Origin of the sequence: Klebsiella aerogenes (assembly GCA_029027985.1) — a bacterium.
GTDB lineage: Bacteria > Pseudomonadota > Gammaproteobacteria > Enterobacterales > Enterobacteriaceae > Klebsiella > Klebsiella aerogenes_A.
Genome location: CP119076.1, coordinates 533,523 through 548,198, shown reverse-complemented (window position 1 = coordinate 548,198; position 14,676 = coordinate 533,523). Strand labels below are relative to the sequence as shown.

The 14,676-nt window shown below is 52.7% G+C and carries 13 protein-coding genes and 2 tRNA genes; 3 read left to right on the top strand and 12 right to left on the bottom strand.

The window, feature by feature from the left end; all coding sequences use genetic code 11:
• Positions 1–65: 65 nt before the first annotated feature.
• From nlpI to PYR66_02630, 9 genes are all read right to left on the bottom strand, one after another.
• Positions 66–950: a lipoprotein NlpI gene (gene nlpI / locus PYR66_02670; GenBank protein WEF28661.1), complete on the bottom strand. Its 885-nt coding sequence runs from the start codon at positions 948–950 to the stop codon at positions 66–68.
• A 107-nt stretch (positions 951–1,057) separates the two neighbouring features.
• Positions 1,058–3,193 (bottom strand): polyribonucleotide nucleotidyltransferase, encoded by a 2,136-nt coding sequence (pnp, locus tag PYR66_02665; protein ID WEF28660.1) that lies wholly within the window; start codon positions 3,191–3,193, stop codon positions 1,058–1,060.
• 241 nt (positions 3,194–3,434) lie between these two features.
• Positions 3,435–3,704: a 30S ribosomal protein S15 gene (rpsO, locus tag PYR66_02660; GenBank protein ID WEF28659.1), complete on the bottom strand. Its 270-nt coding sequence runs from the start codon at positions 3,702–3,704 to the stop codon at positions 3,435–3,437.
• Between the two features lie 147 nt (positions 3,705–3,851).
• On the bottom strand, positions 3,852–4,796 hold the full coding sequence (truB, locus tag PYR66_02655) for a tRNA pseudouridine(55) synthase TruB (GenBank protein ID WEF28658.1): 945 nt from the start codon (positions 4,794–4,796) through the stop codon (positions 3,852–3,854).
• Complete coding sequence (gene rbfA / locus PYR66_02650; protein ID WEF28657.1) at positions 4,796–5,197, bottom strand: 30S ribosome-binding factor RbfA; 402 nt, start codon at positions 5,195–5,197, stop codon at positions 4,796–4,798. The genes truB and rbfA overlap by 1 nt, the downstream gene beginning before the upstream one ends.
• A 105-nt stretch (positions 5,198–5,302) precedes the next feature.
• The gene (gene infB, locus PYR66_02645) at positions 5,303–7,990 is read right to left on the bottom strand and encodes a translation initiation factor IF-2 (GenBank protein ID WEF28656.1); all 2,688 of its coding nucleotides are present in this window, start codon (positions 7,988–7,990) and stop codon (positions 5,303–5,305) included.
• 24 nt (positions 7,991–8,014) lie between these two features.
• A complete protein-coding gene (gene nusA / locus PYR66_02640; GenBank protein WEF28655.1) occupies positions 8,015–9,502 on the bottom strand; it encodes a transcription termination factor NusA in 1,488 nt (495 codons plus the stop codon).
• A gap of 27 nt (positions 9,503–9,529) precedes the next feature.
• Positions 9,530–9,982 (bottom strand): ribosome maturation factor RimP, encoded by a 453-nt coding sequence (gene rimP, locus PYR66_02635; GenBank protein WEF28654.1) that lies wholly within the window; start codon positions 9,980–9,982, stop codon positions 9,530–9,532.
• Positions 9,983–10,188: 206 nt separating this feature from the next.
• A tRNA-Met gene (locus PYR66_02630) sits at positions 10,189–10,265 on the bottom strand.
• A gap of 307 nt (positions 10,266–10,572) precedes the next feature.
• On the opposite strand from PYR66_02630, the gene argG reads away from it, so the two are divergent.
• The 3 genes from argG to PYR66_02615 all read left to right on the top strand — a co-directional run bounded on the left by argG (position 10,573) and on the right by PYR66_02615 (position 13,539).
• Positions 10,573–11,916, top strand: a complete 1,344-nt coding sequence (gene argG / locus PYR66_02625; protein ID WEF28653.1) for an argininosuccinate synthase — start codon at positions 10,573–10,575, stop codon at positions 11,914–11,916.
• Positions 11,917–12,084: 168 nt separating this feature from the next.
• A complete protein-coding gene (locus PYR66_02620; GenBank protein WEF28652.1) occupies positions 12,085–12,714 on the top strand; it encodes a helix-turn-helix domain-containing protein in 630 nt (209 codons plus the stop codon).
• A 273-nt stretch (positions 12,715–12,987) separates the two neighbouring features.
• On the top strand, positions 12,988–13,539 hold the full coding sequence (locus PYR66_02615) for a YfaZ family outer membrane protein (GenBank protein WEF28651.1): 552 nt from the start codon (positions 12,988–12,990) through the stop codon (positions 13,537–13,539).
• Between the two features lie 39 nt (positions 13,540–13,578).
• On the opposite strand, the gene PYR66_02610 is transcribed toward PYR66_02615, so the two are convergent.
• From PYR66_02610 to secG, 3 genes are all read right to left on the bottom strand, one after another.
• The gene (locus PYR66_02610) at positions 13,579–13,974 is read right to left on the bottom strand and encodes a hypothetical protein (GenBank protein ID WEF28650.1); all 396 of its coding nucleotides are present in this window, start codon (positions 13,972–13,974) and stop codon (positions 13,579–13,581) included.
• Positions 13,975–14,123: 149 nt separating this feature from the next.
• Positions 14,124–14,210, bottom strand: a tRNA-Leu gene (locus tag PYR66_02605).
• 9 nt (positions 14,211–14,219) lie between these two features.
• Positions 14,220–14,549 (bottom strand): preprotein translocase subunit SecG, encoded by a 330-nt coding sequence (gene secG, locus PYR66_02600; protein WEF28649.1) that lies wholly within the window; start codon positions 14,547–14,549, stop codon positions 14,220–14,222.
• Between the last annotated feature and the right edge of the window lie 127 nt (positions 14,550–14,676).

The following is a 14,676-nucleotide window of genomic DNA, read 5'->3' as shown; positions in this document are numbered from 1 at the left end:
ACAACAACGCCCTCACCCGTGAAGGTGATGGCAATAAAAAAAACGGGCTGATGTGTGTTCGTCAGCTATTGCTGGTCCGATTCTGCCAGGTCATCTTGCTCCTGGCCCAAGAGCGATAATTCCAACAATGCGTATCGGTGCTCAACGTAGTTGTGAACGTTGTTAGCGACCGCCAGTTTGAACAGTGCCGTAGCGCTGTCCTTGTCCCCCAGACTTAGGTAGTACTTACCTAAATAGAAGTTGGTTTCACTGAGATGCTCAGCGAGCGAGGTGTTATCCGTTGCGTCTGCCTTCAGACGGGTCATCAGCTCTTTTTCGCTAATGTCGCCAAGGTAGAACTCGACAATGTTCCATCCCCATTGTTCTTTATCCGACTTGTCGAAGCGCTGTTTTAGTGCTTCAAGCGCCTGTTTCTCATCAAGCTTACGCTCGGCGAGATATAACCACAGACTGCGGAAAGGATCATTGGGATCGTCTTGATAAAACGCCAGCAGATCATCTTGCGCTAACTTAGCACGGCCACCGTAATACAGAGCGATGCCGCGATTTAAGTGCGCGTAGTTGTAAGTTGGATCAAGCTCAAGTACAGAATCAAACGCTTCATAGGCAGCATCAAAATTGCCTGCCTGCGTTAAATAAATGCCTAAGTAATTGAATACTTCAGGCATATCAGGTCGTATTGCCAGCGCTTGTGAAAAATCATTTCGCGCTAATGCCCTCAGACCGAGACTATCATACAACACTCCGCGCTCATATAAAAGCTGTGCGCGTTCGTCATCGGTTAAAGCCCGACTGGCAAGAATTTGTTCCATGCGCGCCAGAATCACTTCTTGCTGCAAAGTCGGTTGCAATGGTACCGCGAGGACGGCGTCCTTACGCCAGGCAGAAGTGCTGCATCCTGCCAGCGTGAGAGCTGTCGCCACGAAACACCAGCGCAGAAAAGGCTTCATTTCCCACTCCCGAAGACAACGATTGGATGAACGTCCAGTTCCCCGGCTGCAAAAAGGCGTCCTGCCCGGAATAGGCCCTCCGCCAAAGCGGAGGGCAATCGGCAACCTTACTCGCCCTGCTCTGCAGCCGGAGCTTCCGGTGCAGCCGCAGGCTGAGTCTGCTCAGCTGCTTCTTTAATGCTCAGACGGACGCGGCCCTGGCGGTCAACTTCCAGAACCTTAACCGGTACTTCCTGACCCATTTGCAGGTAATCGGTCACTTTCTCAACGCGTTTGTCAGCGATCTGAGAGATGTGAACCAGACCTTCTTTACCGCCGCCGATGGCAACGAACGCGCCAAAGTCAACGATACGGGTCACTTTACCATTGTAGATACGGCCAACTTCGATCTCAGCGGTGATCTCTTCGATACGACGGATAGCGTGCTGCGCTTTGTCACCGTCGGTCGCTGCGATCTTCACGGTACCGTCATCTTCGATTTCGATGGTGGTGCCGGTTTCTTCGGTCAGGGCACGGATAACAGAACCGCCTTTACCGATAACGTCTTTGATCTTGTCCGGATTGATCTTGATGGTGTGGATACGCGGTGCGAATTCAGAGATGTCGCCACGCGGCGCGTTGATCGCTTGTTCCATCACGCCCAGGATGTGCAGACGCGCACCTTTAGCCTGGTTCAGAGCAACCTGCATGATTTCTTTGGTGATACCTTCAATTTTGATATCCATCTGCAGCGCAGAGATACCGTCGCGGGAACCCGCCACTTTGAAGTCCATATCGCCGAGGTGGTCTTCGTCACCCAGGATGTCGGACAGAACGACGAAGTTGTCGCCTTCTTTCACCAGGCCCATTGCGATACCCGCAACAGCGGCTTTCACCGGTACGCCAGCATCCATCAGCGCCAGAGATGCGCCACAAACGGAAGCCATGGAAGAAGAACCGTTAGATTCGGTGATTTCAGAAACCACGCGAACGGTGTACGGGAATTCGTCGATAGTCGGCATTACGGCCAGTACGCCGCGCTTAGCCAGACGACCGTGACCGATTTCGCGACGCTTCGGAGAACCTACCATTCCGGTTTCACCTACGGAGTACGGAGGGAAGTTGTAGTGGAACAGGAAGGAATCCGTACGCTCGCCCATCAGTTCATCGATGTTCTGCGCATCACGTGCGGTACCCAGCGTCGCGGTAACCAGCGCCTGAGTTTCGCCACGGGTAAACAGTGAGGAACCGTGAGTACGCGGCAGAACGCCGGTACGAACATCCAGACCGCGGATCATGTCTTTTTCGCGACCATCGATGCGCGGCTCGCCTGCCAGTACACGGCTACGAACGACGTTTTTCTCGATAGCGTGCAGGATTTCACCCAGTTCGTTAGCGTCCAGGGTTTCATCTTCTGCAACCAGCGTGGCGATGGTTTCAGATTTGATCACGTCAACCTGAGCATAACGCTCTTGTTTGTCGGTGATACGGTAGGCATCGCTCAAGCGAGATTCAGCCAGCGCCGCAACACGCGCATTCAGAGCGGCGTCAACCACTTCCGGCTGCCAGTCCCAACGCGGTTTACCGGCTTCTTTCACCAGGTCATTGATATTCTGGATAACAACCTGCTGCTGTTCGTGGCCAAAGACCACCGCGCCCAGCATCTGGTCTTCGCTCAGCAGTTCGGCTTCAGATTCAACCATCAGCACAGCGGCTTCAGTACCGGCAACAACCAGATCCAGTTTGCTGGACTTCAGTTCTTCCTGAGTCGGGTTCAGTACGTACTGGTCGTTGATATAGCCAACACGAGCGGCGCCGATTGGGCCGTTGAACGGAATACCGGACAGGGACAGCGCAGCGGAAGCGCCGATCATCGCAACGATATCCGGGTTAACCTGCGGGTTAACGGAAACGACGGTAGCGATAACCTGTACTTCGTTAACGAAGCCTTCCGGGAACAGCGGACGAACCGGGCGGTCAATCAGACGCGCGATCAGGGTTTCGCCTTCGCTTGGACGGCCTTCACGACGGAAGAAGCCACCCGGGATTTTACCAGCAGCGTAGGTACGCTCCTGGTAGTTAACGGTCAGCGGGAAGAAGTCCTGGCCTGGTTTCGCTTTTTTCTGACCTACGACGGTAACGAATACCGCGGTGTCATCCATGCTAACCATCACAGCGGCCGTTGCCTGGCGCGCCATCATGCCGGTTTCCAGGGTTACGGTGTGTTGGCCGTACTGGAATTTACGAACGATCGGATTAAGCAAAATTCTATCCTTTTATCTATAAATGACGCGGTATCCACGATACCGTGTCTATTGACCCGATCCTCTGCATCCTCGCGACTAATGACAACCTTTACCCGCCCCTGCGGATGAAGCCTCTCATTAGCCGCGCGAACCTCTGCATGAAGATCATTAATAGCAACAATACATGAGTTTTTAATGAATTGCTGCCGCCTGGTCGAAAAAAGGGGCCGTGAGGCCCCTTTTTCTGAAACTCGCAGAATTAGCGACGCAGACCCAGACGCTCGATCAGCGAAGAGTAACGTGCAACATCTTTACGTTTCAGGTAGTCGAGCAGTTTACGACGCTGAGAAACCATGCGCAGCAGACCACGACGGCTGTGGTGATCTTTTTTGTGCTCTGCAAAGTGGCCCTGCAGGTGGTTGATCTGTGCAGTCAGCAGTGCAACCTGAACTTCGGTAGAACCGCTGTCGTTTTCGCCACGACCGAACTCAGAAACGATTTTAGCTTTAGCTTCAACGCTTAGAGACATTTTCAAACTCCAAAATTAAAAGTAAAGAAAGGGTGCCGATCTCTAATTCAGCAACCCCTGATGCAGCGTCCGAAATGTTAAAACACTTTAACGGACGCTAAGCGGCGATATTCTACTCGTAGCAGGCTTTTATCGCAAGAAAAGCGCTTACGCCGGGTATTCAACCACCAGACGACGAGGCGCGACGCGGCCTTCATCGTCAATCTCGCCCATCCCGAGAAACTTCCCGGACTCGGTTTCCATCACTCGCACCAGCCCGTTAAGCGGCGCGCCTGACTGACGAACGGGGTTACCGTTCTTAAAGTAAACCGCGGAGGTTTCCGGAATATTAACCAGCGGATAATCCGAAGCCGGGCTATCCATCGGCATCAACAGCGGGTCAAGCAGTTGGGCGGCTGGAATATCCTGCGCCGCCGCCTGATCGACCAGCGCCTGCAGCTGCTCAAGGGTAACCATTCGCTCAACCGGGTATTTGCTTACCGCCAGGCGACGCAGGAAAATCACGTGCGCGCCGCAGCCGAGCTTTTCGCCTAAATCGTCGATAATGGTACGAATATAGGTGCCTTTAGAGCAGTGGATCTCCAACTCCAGTTCATCGCCTTCATGGCGAATAAACAGCAGCTCATAGACGGTAATCGGCCGGGCTTCACGCGGAACGTCAATGCCCTGACGAGCATATTCATACAGCTTTTTGCCCTGATACTTCAGCGCCGAGTACATCGACGGCACCTGCTGTGTATCGCCGCGGAAGCTATCCAGCGCTGCCGCCAGCTGTGCATCGCTAAACGCCAGCGGGCGCTCTTCCACCACCTGACCGTCGGCATCGGAGGTATCCGTGCGCTGGCCAAGTTTAGCGATTACGCGATAGCGCTTATCGGAGTCCAGCAGATACTGGGAAAACTTGGTCGCTTCGCCGAGGCAGATCGGCAGCATGCCGGTAGCCAGCGGATCCAGCGCGCCGGTATGACCGGCACGGTTAGCGTTATAAATACGTTTTACTTTTTGCAGCACATCGTTGCTGGACGCGCCCTGAGGCTTATCCAGCAGCAATACGCCATGCACGTCGCGGCCGCGACGACGAGGACGACTCATCAGTCCTCCTTGCTGTCGTCCGGGTTCACACGACGCTCATCGTCGTGTTTCACCACGCTGGTAACCAGGTTGGACATACGCATCCCTTCGACCAGCGAGTTATCGTAGAAGAAGGTCAGTTCCGGCACGATACGCAGGCGCATCGCTTTACCCAGCAGAGAGCGGATAAAACCAGAGGCTTCCTGCAACGCTTTGATGCCCGCCTTCACGGCCTCTTCATCTTTGTCGTTCAGGAAGGTGACAAACACCTTGGCATAGGCCAGGTCACGGGACATTTCGACACCGGAAACGGTGGTCATCATACCCAGACGCGGGTCTTTGATTTCACGCTGCAGGATGATGGCAATTTCTTTTTGCATCTCCTGCGCCACGCGCTGCGGGCGACCAAATTCTTTCGCCATAATAAATTCTCCAGAATAAAGACAAAAAAGGGGCCAAAAGCCCCTTTTTAAAATTATTGCCGGGTGGCGCTTCGCTTACCCGGCCTACGCTTAGCAATCTGCTGATTAATCGATGCTACGCTGGATTTCGATGATTTCGAATACTTCGATCATATCGCCAACGCGAACGTCATTGTAGTTCTTAACGCCGATACCACATTCCATGCCGTTACGGACTTCGTTAACGTCATCTTTGAAGCGACGCAGGGATTCCAGCTCGCCTTCATAGATAACCACGTTGTCGCGCAGTACGCGGATTGGGTTATGACGCTTAATGATACCTTCGGTAACCATACAACCTGCGATGGCGCCGAATTTCGGCGATTTGAAGACATCACGAACTTCAGCCAGACCGATGATCTGCTGTTTCAGTTCCGGAGACAGCATGCCGCTCATCGCTGCTTTCACTTCGTCGATCAGGTTATAGATGACGGAGTAGTAACGCAGATCCAGGCTTTCCGATTCGATAACTTTACGCGCAGAGGCATCGGCACGTACGTTGAAGCCAACCAGAATCGCGTTGGAAGCCGCAGCCAGAGTCGCGTCGGTTTCGGTGATACCACCTACGCCGGAACCGATGATCTTCACTTTAACTTCGTCAGTAGACAGCTTCAGCAAGGAATCGGAGATCGCTTCGACAGAACCCTGAACGTCCGCTTTCAGGACGATGTTCACTTCGTGAACTTCGCCTTCGGTCATGTTAGCGAACATGTTTTCCAGTTTAGATTTCTGCTGACGCGCCAGCTTAACTTCACGGAATTTGCCCTGACGATACAGCGCAACTTCACGCGCTTTCTTCTCGTCACGAACCACGGTCACTTCATCACCCGCTGCCGGAACGCCGGACAGACCGAGGATTTCCACCGGAATGGACGGACCGGCTTCCAGAACTTCGCGACCCAGTTCGTCACGCATCGCACGCACACGGCCGTATTCGAAGCCGCACAGCACGATATCGCCCTTGTGCAGAGTCCCTTCGCGAACCAGAACGGTAGCAACCGGGCCACGGCCTTTATCCAAGAAGGATTCGATAACTGCGCCGCTCGCCATACCATTGCGTACCGCTTTCAGCTCGAGCACTTCAGCCTGCAGCAGGATAGCGTTCAGCAGGTCGTCGATACCGGTACCAACTTTCGCTGATACAGGGATGAACTGCGCTTCGCCGCCCCACTCTTCCGGCATCACGCCGTACTGGGAGAGTTCGTTCTTCACGCGATCCATATCCGCTTCCGGCTTATCGATCTTGTTCACCGCAACCACAACCGGCACCTGCGCCGCTTTGGCGTGCTGGATAGCTTCAACAGTCTGTGGCATCACGCCATCGTCTGCCGCAACCACCAGAACCACGATATCCGTCGCCTGCGCACCACGAGCACGCATAGAGGTAAACGCGGCGTGGCCCGGGGTGTCCAGGAAGGTGATCATGCCGTTGTCGGTTTCTACATGGTATGCGCCGATATGCTGGGTAATACCACCCGCTTCACCGGAGGCAACCTTAGTAGAACGAATATAGTCCAGCAGAGAGGTTTTACCGTGGTCAACGTGACCCATGATGGTCACGACCGGTGCGCGCGGTTCAGCCGCAGCGCCGGTGTCACGGTCGCTCATTACTGCTTCTTCCAGCTCGTTTTCACGACGCAGGATAACTTTGTGGCCCATCTCTTCGGCAACCAGCTGCGCGGTTTCCTGATCGATAACCTGGTTGATGGTCGCCATCGCGCCCAGTTTCATCATCGCTTTGATGACCTGAGAGCCTTTGACCGCCATCTTGTTCGCCAGCTCGCCAACGGTGATGGTTTCGCCGATCACAACGTCACGGTTAACGGCCTGAGCCGGCTTCTGGAAGCCCTGCTGCAGCGTAGAACCTTTACGATGTTTGCCGCCTTTACCACCACGAACGGCTGCGCGAGCTTCTTCACGGTCAGCTTTAGATTCAGCGTGTTTGTTGCCTTTTTTCGCCGGGCGCGCGGTTTTGGTATTACGGCCACGGCCACGACCGCCTTCGCTTTCACGATCGTTTTCGTCTTCAGCCTGACGGGCATGCTGAGAAGTGGTCACGTGGTAGTCGTTGGTGTCTTCCACCGGCTCTGCGTTCGCAGTGCCGTTCTTTTCGTTTTCTTCAGCCATACGGCGCGCTTCTTCAGCAACGCGGCGCGCATCTTCTTCGAGCTTGCGACGCGCTTCTTCTTCAGCTTTACGCTTCAGTTCCGCGGATTCAGCTTCGCGGCGGGCTTTTTCAGCCTGGGCGGTTTTGGTCATATCGTCTGTCTGTTGATTGCTCACTGTGTCTTTTTCCGCAGCTTCACGTTTCGCTTTCTCAGCGCTATCACGTTTAGCTTGTTCTGCGGCCTCGCGTTCAGCTTTTGCCTGTGCCTCACGTTTGGCAGCATCTTCTGCCTCACGACGGGCTTGTTCTTCCGCTTCGCGCTTCGCTTCTTCTTCAGCCAGACGTTCCGCTTCTTGCGGGTCACGTTTTACAAAGGTACGCGTTTTGCGGACTTCAATCTGCACCGATTTACTTTTACCACCAGTCCCCTGAACACTCAGAGTACTGCGGGTTTTACGCTGCAACGTCAGCTTGTCAGGCGCCGAGCCGTGTTCACGGTTCAGGTGCGTTAACAAGGTTTGTTTCTCTTGCGCGGTCACAGAATCATCAGCCGATTTGCGGATGCCTGCGTCAGCAAATTGCTGTATCAGGCGATCCACAGAGGTCTGAATCTCTGAGGCCAGCGCTTTAATAGTCACATCTGTCATGCTGTTCCTTCCTGCTACAGTTTATTACGCTTCGTCGCCGAACCAACAAATGTTGCGAGCGGCCATGATGAGCTCACCAGCTTTCTCGTCGGTCATACCTTCGATATCAGCCAGGTCATCAACGCCCTGCTCGGCGAGATCTTCCAGCGTACAAACACCACGGGCAGCCAGCTTAAATGCCAGAGCACGGTCCAAACCTTCCAGATTCAGCAGATCGTCGGCAGGTTTGTTGTCTCCCAGGCTTTCTTCCTGAGCCAGCGCCAGTGTAGTCAGTGCGTTTTTCGCACGCTCACGAAGTGCTTCAACGGTCGCTTCATCAAGACCGTCGATTTCCAGCAGTTCTTTCATCGGCACGTAGGCCAGTTCTTCCAGCGAGGAGAAGCCCTCTTCAACCAGTACGGTTGCGAAATCTTCATCAATATCGAGATATTTGGTGAAGGTATCGATAGCGGCATGGGCTTCAGCCTGGTGCTTAGCCTGCAGGTCATCAACGGTCATCACGTTGAGCTCCCAGCCGCTGAGCTGCGATGCCAGGCGGACGTTCTGACCATTACGGCCGATCGCCTGCGCCAGGTTGCCTGCTTCTACCGCGATATCCATAGTGTGTTTGTCTTCATCCACCACGATAGACGCGACGTCAGCTGGCGCCATAGCGTTAATCACGAACTGCGCCGGGTTATCATCCCACAGGACGATATCGATGCGCTCGCCGCCAAGCTCGGTAGAAACCGCCTGAACGCGCGCACCGCGCATACCGACACAAGCGCCAACCGGGTCGATACGCTTGTCGTTGGTTTTCACGGCGATTTTCGCACGAGAACCCGGATCGCGGGCCGCGGCTTTGATTTCCAGCACTTCTTCGCCAATTTCCGGAACTTCAATGCGGAACAATTCAACCAGCATTTCCGGTTTGGAACGGGTAACGAACAGCTGTGCGCCGCGCGCTTCCGGACGTACTGCATACAGTACGCCGCGAATGCGGTCACCCGGACGGAAGTTTTCACGCGGCAGCATGTCTTCACGCAGGATCACGGCTTCAGCATTGCTGCCCAGATCCAGAGTGATGTTGTCGCGGTTCACTTTTTTCACCACGCCGGTGATGATCTCGCCTTCGTGTTCGCGGAACTGATCGACAACCATCGCGCGCTCGGCTTCACGTACCTTCTGTACGATAACCTGTTTCGCGGTCTGCGTAGTGATACGGTCGAAGGTGACAGATTCAATCTGATCTTCAACGTAGTCGCCGACGTTCATGCTTTCATCTTCGTAACGCGCGGCTTCCAGAGTGATCTCGCGGGTTGGCTGAGTCACTTCTTCAACCACCAGCCAGCGACGGAAGGTGTCGAAATCGCCGCTTTTACGATCGATTTCTACGCGAACGTCGATCTCTTGTTCGTATTTTTTCTTGGTAGCCGTTGCCAGAGCACTTTCCAGCGCTTCGAAAATCTTCTCGCGCGGCAGCGCCTTTTCGTTGGAAACGGCTTCAACAACAGCCAAAATTTCTTTGTTCATCGGGGCCTTTCACCTCAATCCAGACTGTTAAAAGTGGGGAACCAGGTTCGCCTTCTGGATGTTACTCAGCGCGAACACTTCATCTTTGCCTTCGACGGTTACCGTGATCATTTCACCGTCAACCGCTTTGATAATGCCCTGCCATTTACGGCGGTTCTGTACCGCCATGCGCAGCACCAGCGAAACTTCTTCACCAGTGAAACGTTGATAGTGTTCAGCAGTAAACATCGGACGGTCGAGACCAGGCGAAGAGACTTCCAGGTTGTAAGCGACGGTGATTGGATCTTCGACATCCATGACAGCACTGACCTGGTGGCTCACATCAGCACAATCATCAACATTGATGCCATCTTCACTATCAATATAGATGCGCAGTGTGGATGTGCGACCGCGAATAAATTCGATGCCGACCAGCTCAAAGCCAAGCGCTTCAACTGGCGCAGTGAGCATCTCTGTTAATTTTTGCTCTAATGTGGACAAACCCACCCCCAAGACATAAAAAAAGGGCGTATAGCCCAGTTATTCTGAAGTCAGATAACAAAAAACCCCGATAAATCGGGGCTTTAGATAACTGAACCCTGAGACCGCAATTGCGATCTGGAACACCTTCCAGAAGAATTCTTTCAAATCCGGCTACGAAGGACCTAGTCCTCACAGTATATTTGAAAAAGTACTTAATGGGAAAGTGGTTGCGGGGGCCGGATTTGAACCGACGACCTTCGGGTTATGAGCCCGACGAGCTACCAGGCTGCTCCACCCCGCGCCTGAAACGTGGCATATTTTACTCTTTCTGAGTAAAAGACGCAAATACTGCTGGGATTTGGTACCGAGGACGGGACATATAATCGTGGTGAATTGTATCGATAAATCATATATTTTGTCAACATCCATTTCACAACGCCCACTTACCCTTTGTGCTGCCATTTCGGGCTTTTTTAGCAAAAACACAATCAAGCCCTTCCTGTCGCCAGCAAAAGATGATTAAATGAAAACTCACAATTAGTGCATAAACATGCAAATTAAGTTGTTGAGTCGAACTCACCACAGTCTATCTAGCAGGGTTTTATTTTATGACGACGATTCTTAAGCATCTCCCGGTTGGTCAACGTATTGGTATTGCTTTCTCTGGTGGGCTGGATACCAGTGCCGCCCTGCTGTGGATGCGTAAAAAAGGCGCGGTTCCTTATGCATACACCGCCAACCTTGGCCAGCCTGACGAAGACGACTACGATGCCATCCCTCGTCGTGCGAAAGAGTATGGCGCTGAAGGCGCTCGTCTGATTGACTGCCGTAAACAACTGGTGGCGGAAGGCATCGCGGCGATTCAGTGCGGCGCATTCCACAACACCACCGGCGGTCTGACCTATTTCAACACCACCCCGCTGGGCCGTGCGGTCACTGGCACCATGCTGGTTGCGGCGATGAAAGAAGACGGCGTCAACATCTGGGGCGACGGCAGCACCTATAAAGGCAACGATATCGAACGTTTCTATCGCTACGGTCTGTTGACTAACGCCGAACTGCAAATTTACAAACCATGGCTGGATAGCGACTTCATCGATGAGCTGGGCGGTCGTCATGAAATGTCCGAGTTCATGATTGCCTGCGGTTTCGACTACAAAATGTCCGTCGAGAAAGCCTACTCCACCGACTCCAACATGTTAGGCGCAACGCACGAAGCCAAAGACCTCGAGTTCCTGAACTCCAGCGTAAAAATCGTTAACCCTATTATGGGCGTTAAGTTCTGGGACGAGAACGTCAAAATCGCAGCCGAAGAAGTGACCGTGCGCTTTGAACAGGGTCATCCGGTAGCGCTGAACGGCAAAACCTTCAGCGACGACGTTGAGCTAATGCTGGAGGCCAACCGTATCGGCGGTCGCCACGGTCTGGGTATGAGCGATCAGATTGAAAACCGTATCATCGAAGCGAAAAGCCGCGGTATCTATGAAGCGCCGGGGATGGCATTGCTGCATATCGCCTACGAACGTTTGCTGACCGGCATCCATAACGAAGACACCATTGAACAATATCACGCTCATGGCCGCCAGCTGGGTCGCCTGCTGTACCAGGGACGTTGGTTCGATTCCCAGGCGCTGATGTTGCGTGATGCGCTGCAGCGTTGGGTAGCCAGCCAAATCACCGGTGAAGTGACCCTCGAACTGCGCCGTGGCAACGACTATTCGATCCTCAACACCGTTTCAGACAACCTGACCTACAAAGCAGAACGTCTGACGATGGAAAAAGGGGATTCCATGTTTACCGCCGAAGATCGTATCGGCCAGCTGACCATGCGTAATCTGGATATCACCGACACCCGCGAGAAGCTGTTTGGTTATGCCCAGTCAGGCTTGTTGAGCGCCTCTTCGGCTACCGGTTTGCCGCAGGTTGAAAACCTGGAAAACCGCGATAAATAATGCCTAAAAGAAACACTCAAGCCGGCGTTTATGCGTCGGCTTTTTTCATTCCGCAATAAATCCTAATCAAGCTCATTCTTGAACCGTTATAGTTTCGGATATCACCACTTTAATCATTACTGTCTATAATCTGCCGCATACCATTATTCTGATACCGAGAGGATCACCATGAATATTAAGCCTCCCGTCAGGCCGCAAGACGCTATCGATCGTCTAATGGAAATACTGGAACCACATGCTACGCCAGTGAACATGGTCGCCAGAAAAAGACTTAGCTGGGAATATAAGGGCAAAATTCAACTATTTCTTTTTAAGAAAGGCGAGTTATCCATTATTCGTTCCTCAGACCGATTGTTGATGGTCACGGTCTACGAACCACACCTGTTTGGCGTGGCAGAGATGCTGCAACCGAGCCGCAGCCACGGACTGCGCGCGGAGGTAGACTCAGAGATCCTGCGCATCGACAGCGACCTGGCCATGCGCCTGTTCAGCGAACATAACCTGTGGGAAGAGGTGACCAGACTCTTGGCCTACCATACTTCCTATTTAGTCTACCGCGACGATCTAGTCTTACAGCAACGTACTTATTCGGTGATTCGCAACCACTTAATGGAAATGTTCCTGCTTCCTGAAGAAACCCGCCTGCGAGTGTCAATGCTGGAATATATCCAGGACCGAACACACCTCTCCCGGAGTAGCATTCTGAATGTATTATCAGCCTTAAAAAAGGGTGGCTATATTGAGTTCGCCCGCGGTGGATATCTACAGAATATGACTGCCCTGCCAGAAAAATTTTAGCCCCCCCCTCTGTTCTTATCGCCCCCCGCTATCGTTTAAATTTAAACATATAAACGATAACGGCGAGCGATAAATACTTTTATTCTGCACGTGTCGCTATTGCCCAACGGGCACACCTAACATTCGGCAATGCTTTACCGCGGCTGACCATGACGGTGATGCCCGCACCATTAATATGGTGACGGCGTAGTGTGAATAACTATTAATCCGGAAACCCGTTAATTTTGCCCGAACGCTCGTATCGGGCATTTTTTTACCCGAAGGAATACGAAAATGAGCAAGTTCACCACGAGGTCCATTTTGCTAATCGCCGCCCTGAGCGTCAGCAGTACCAGTTTCGCTTCGGTCAATCTCCACGGCGAAGCCGGTTCGGAGTTCACCAACCTGTCGGCAAGCTTTGGCGCGCAAGACCCGGGTATGACCTTTAACGGCAACTGGGCACATAGCGACAATGATGGCGATACGGCGGGATTAGGACTGGGTTATAACGTTAGCCTCGGTCCGTTTCTATTAACCGCAGGAGGTAAGGCCGTATACCTGAATCCGAAAAATGGTGATGAGGGTTACGCGATCGCCATCGGCGGTGGCGCACAATTGCCGCTTGGCGACTTCTTCACCCTGTTCGGTGAGTCTTATTATTCGCCGGACTCGATGTCCAGCGGCGTAGATGACTATCTCGAAGCCAATGCCGGCGTCCGGGTTAATATTATCAAGTCCATGAGCATTGAAGCGGGTTATCGCTATATCGATATGGCGGGTAAAGATGGCCACCGCGATAACAAGCTGGCTGATGGTGCCTACGCGGGCTTCAACTTCAGTTTCTAGGCGTTTAAGCCAGGGATTGCCAGTCGGCAATCCCTGCTTTTATGCAGTTGGCGGTACGGCTTTCAGCAGTTTATTAATCTCCTGCAATCCAGCGATATTGTTCTCTTTACGGTATACGTCATTCATCGAAGACATCTGCTCCAGCTTCGTTAGCGCCCCATACACCGGGTACACTTCGCTATCTTTATTAAAGACATCCTTTTGATCGATATCCTGCAAATAGTTGGCTTTAAGCGACTGACTCAGCTTGCTGATAAGCAGACTGTTGTCCTGAAAGCAGTGAACAATCGTTGATGATTCCCGCGCAGGCACGGAATTATTAATAACCGGTACCACCAGGGTATTCAGGGTATCGACCGTTTCCGGCGATGAATGGCTGCTACAACCGGCCAGGCTCAACACACTGGCAATGATAGCTGTCTTTAAAGTACGCATGGCGTCACTGAACCTCATCGAAATTGATGATAGCGACTTTAGCGATTTCGCCGGGTTCAAAACCAGTGAAGTGTTGTTTATAAATAAACAATGCACAGAGAGGACAAAAACAAAAAAAGACGCTTTTCAGCGTCTTTTCTCTGGAATATTGGTACCGAGGATGGGACTCGAACCCACAAGCCCGTTAGGGCACTACCACCTCAAGGTAGCGTGTCTACCAATTCCACCACCTCGGTACAGAATACTTAGTGCGGGATGTCGCTAGTCGGCTGAGCCGGTGCTGCTGGCTGAGTCTGCTCAGATTTCGGCGCGCTCAGATTATCCCACTCGCTTCCTTTATTGGTCTTGTTGCTGTTGATATTACCCAGCGCCAGACTGATGATGAAGAACAACGCGGCCAGAATGCCGGTCATACGGGTCATGAAGTTACCAGAACCGCTAGAACCAAACAACGTGCCGGAAGCGCCTGCTCCGAAGGAGGCTCCCATGTCAGCGCCTTTACCTTGCTGCAGCATGATCAGGCCAACGAGGGCAATCGCTACAATAAGGAAAATTACTAAAAGAGCTTCGTACATAATCAACCTGTTCCTTGCGGATTCGCCGCATACCAAGTGCTTCACCAATAAAGCGGGACGTTTTAATGTTTCCCACTGAAGCGGGTGTGAATACTAACCAAAGCGAATGACCTTCGCAAGGGCAATT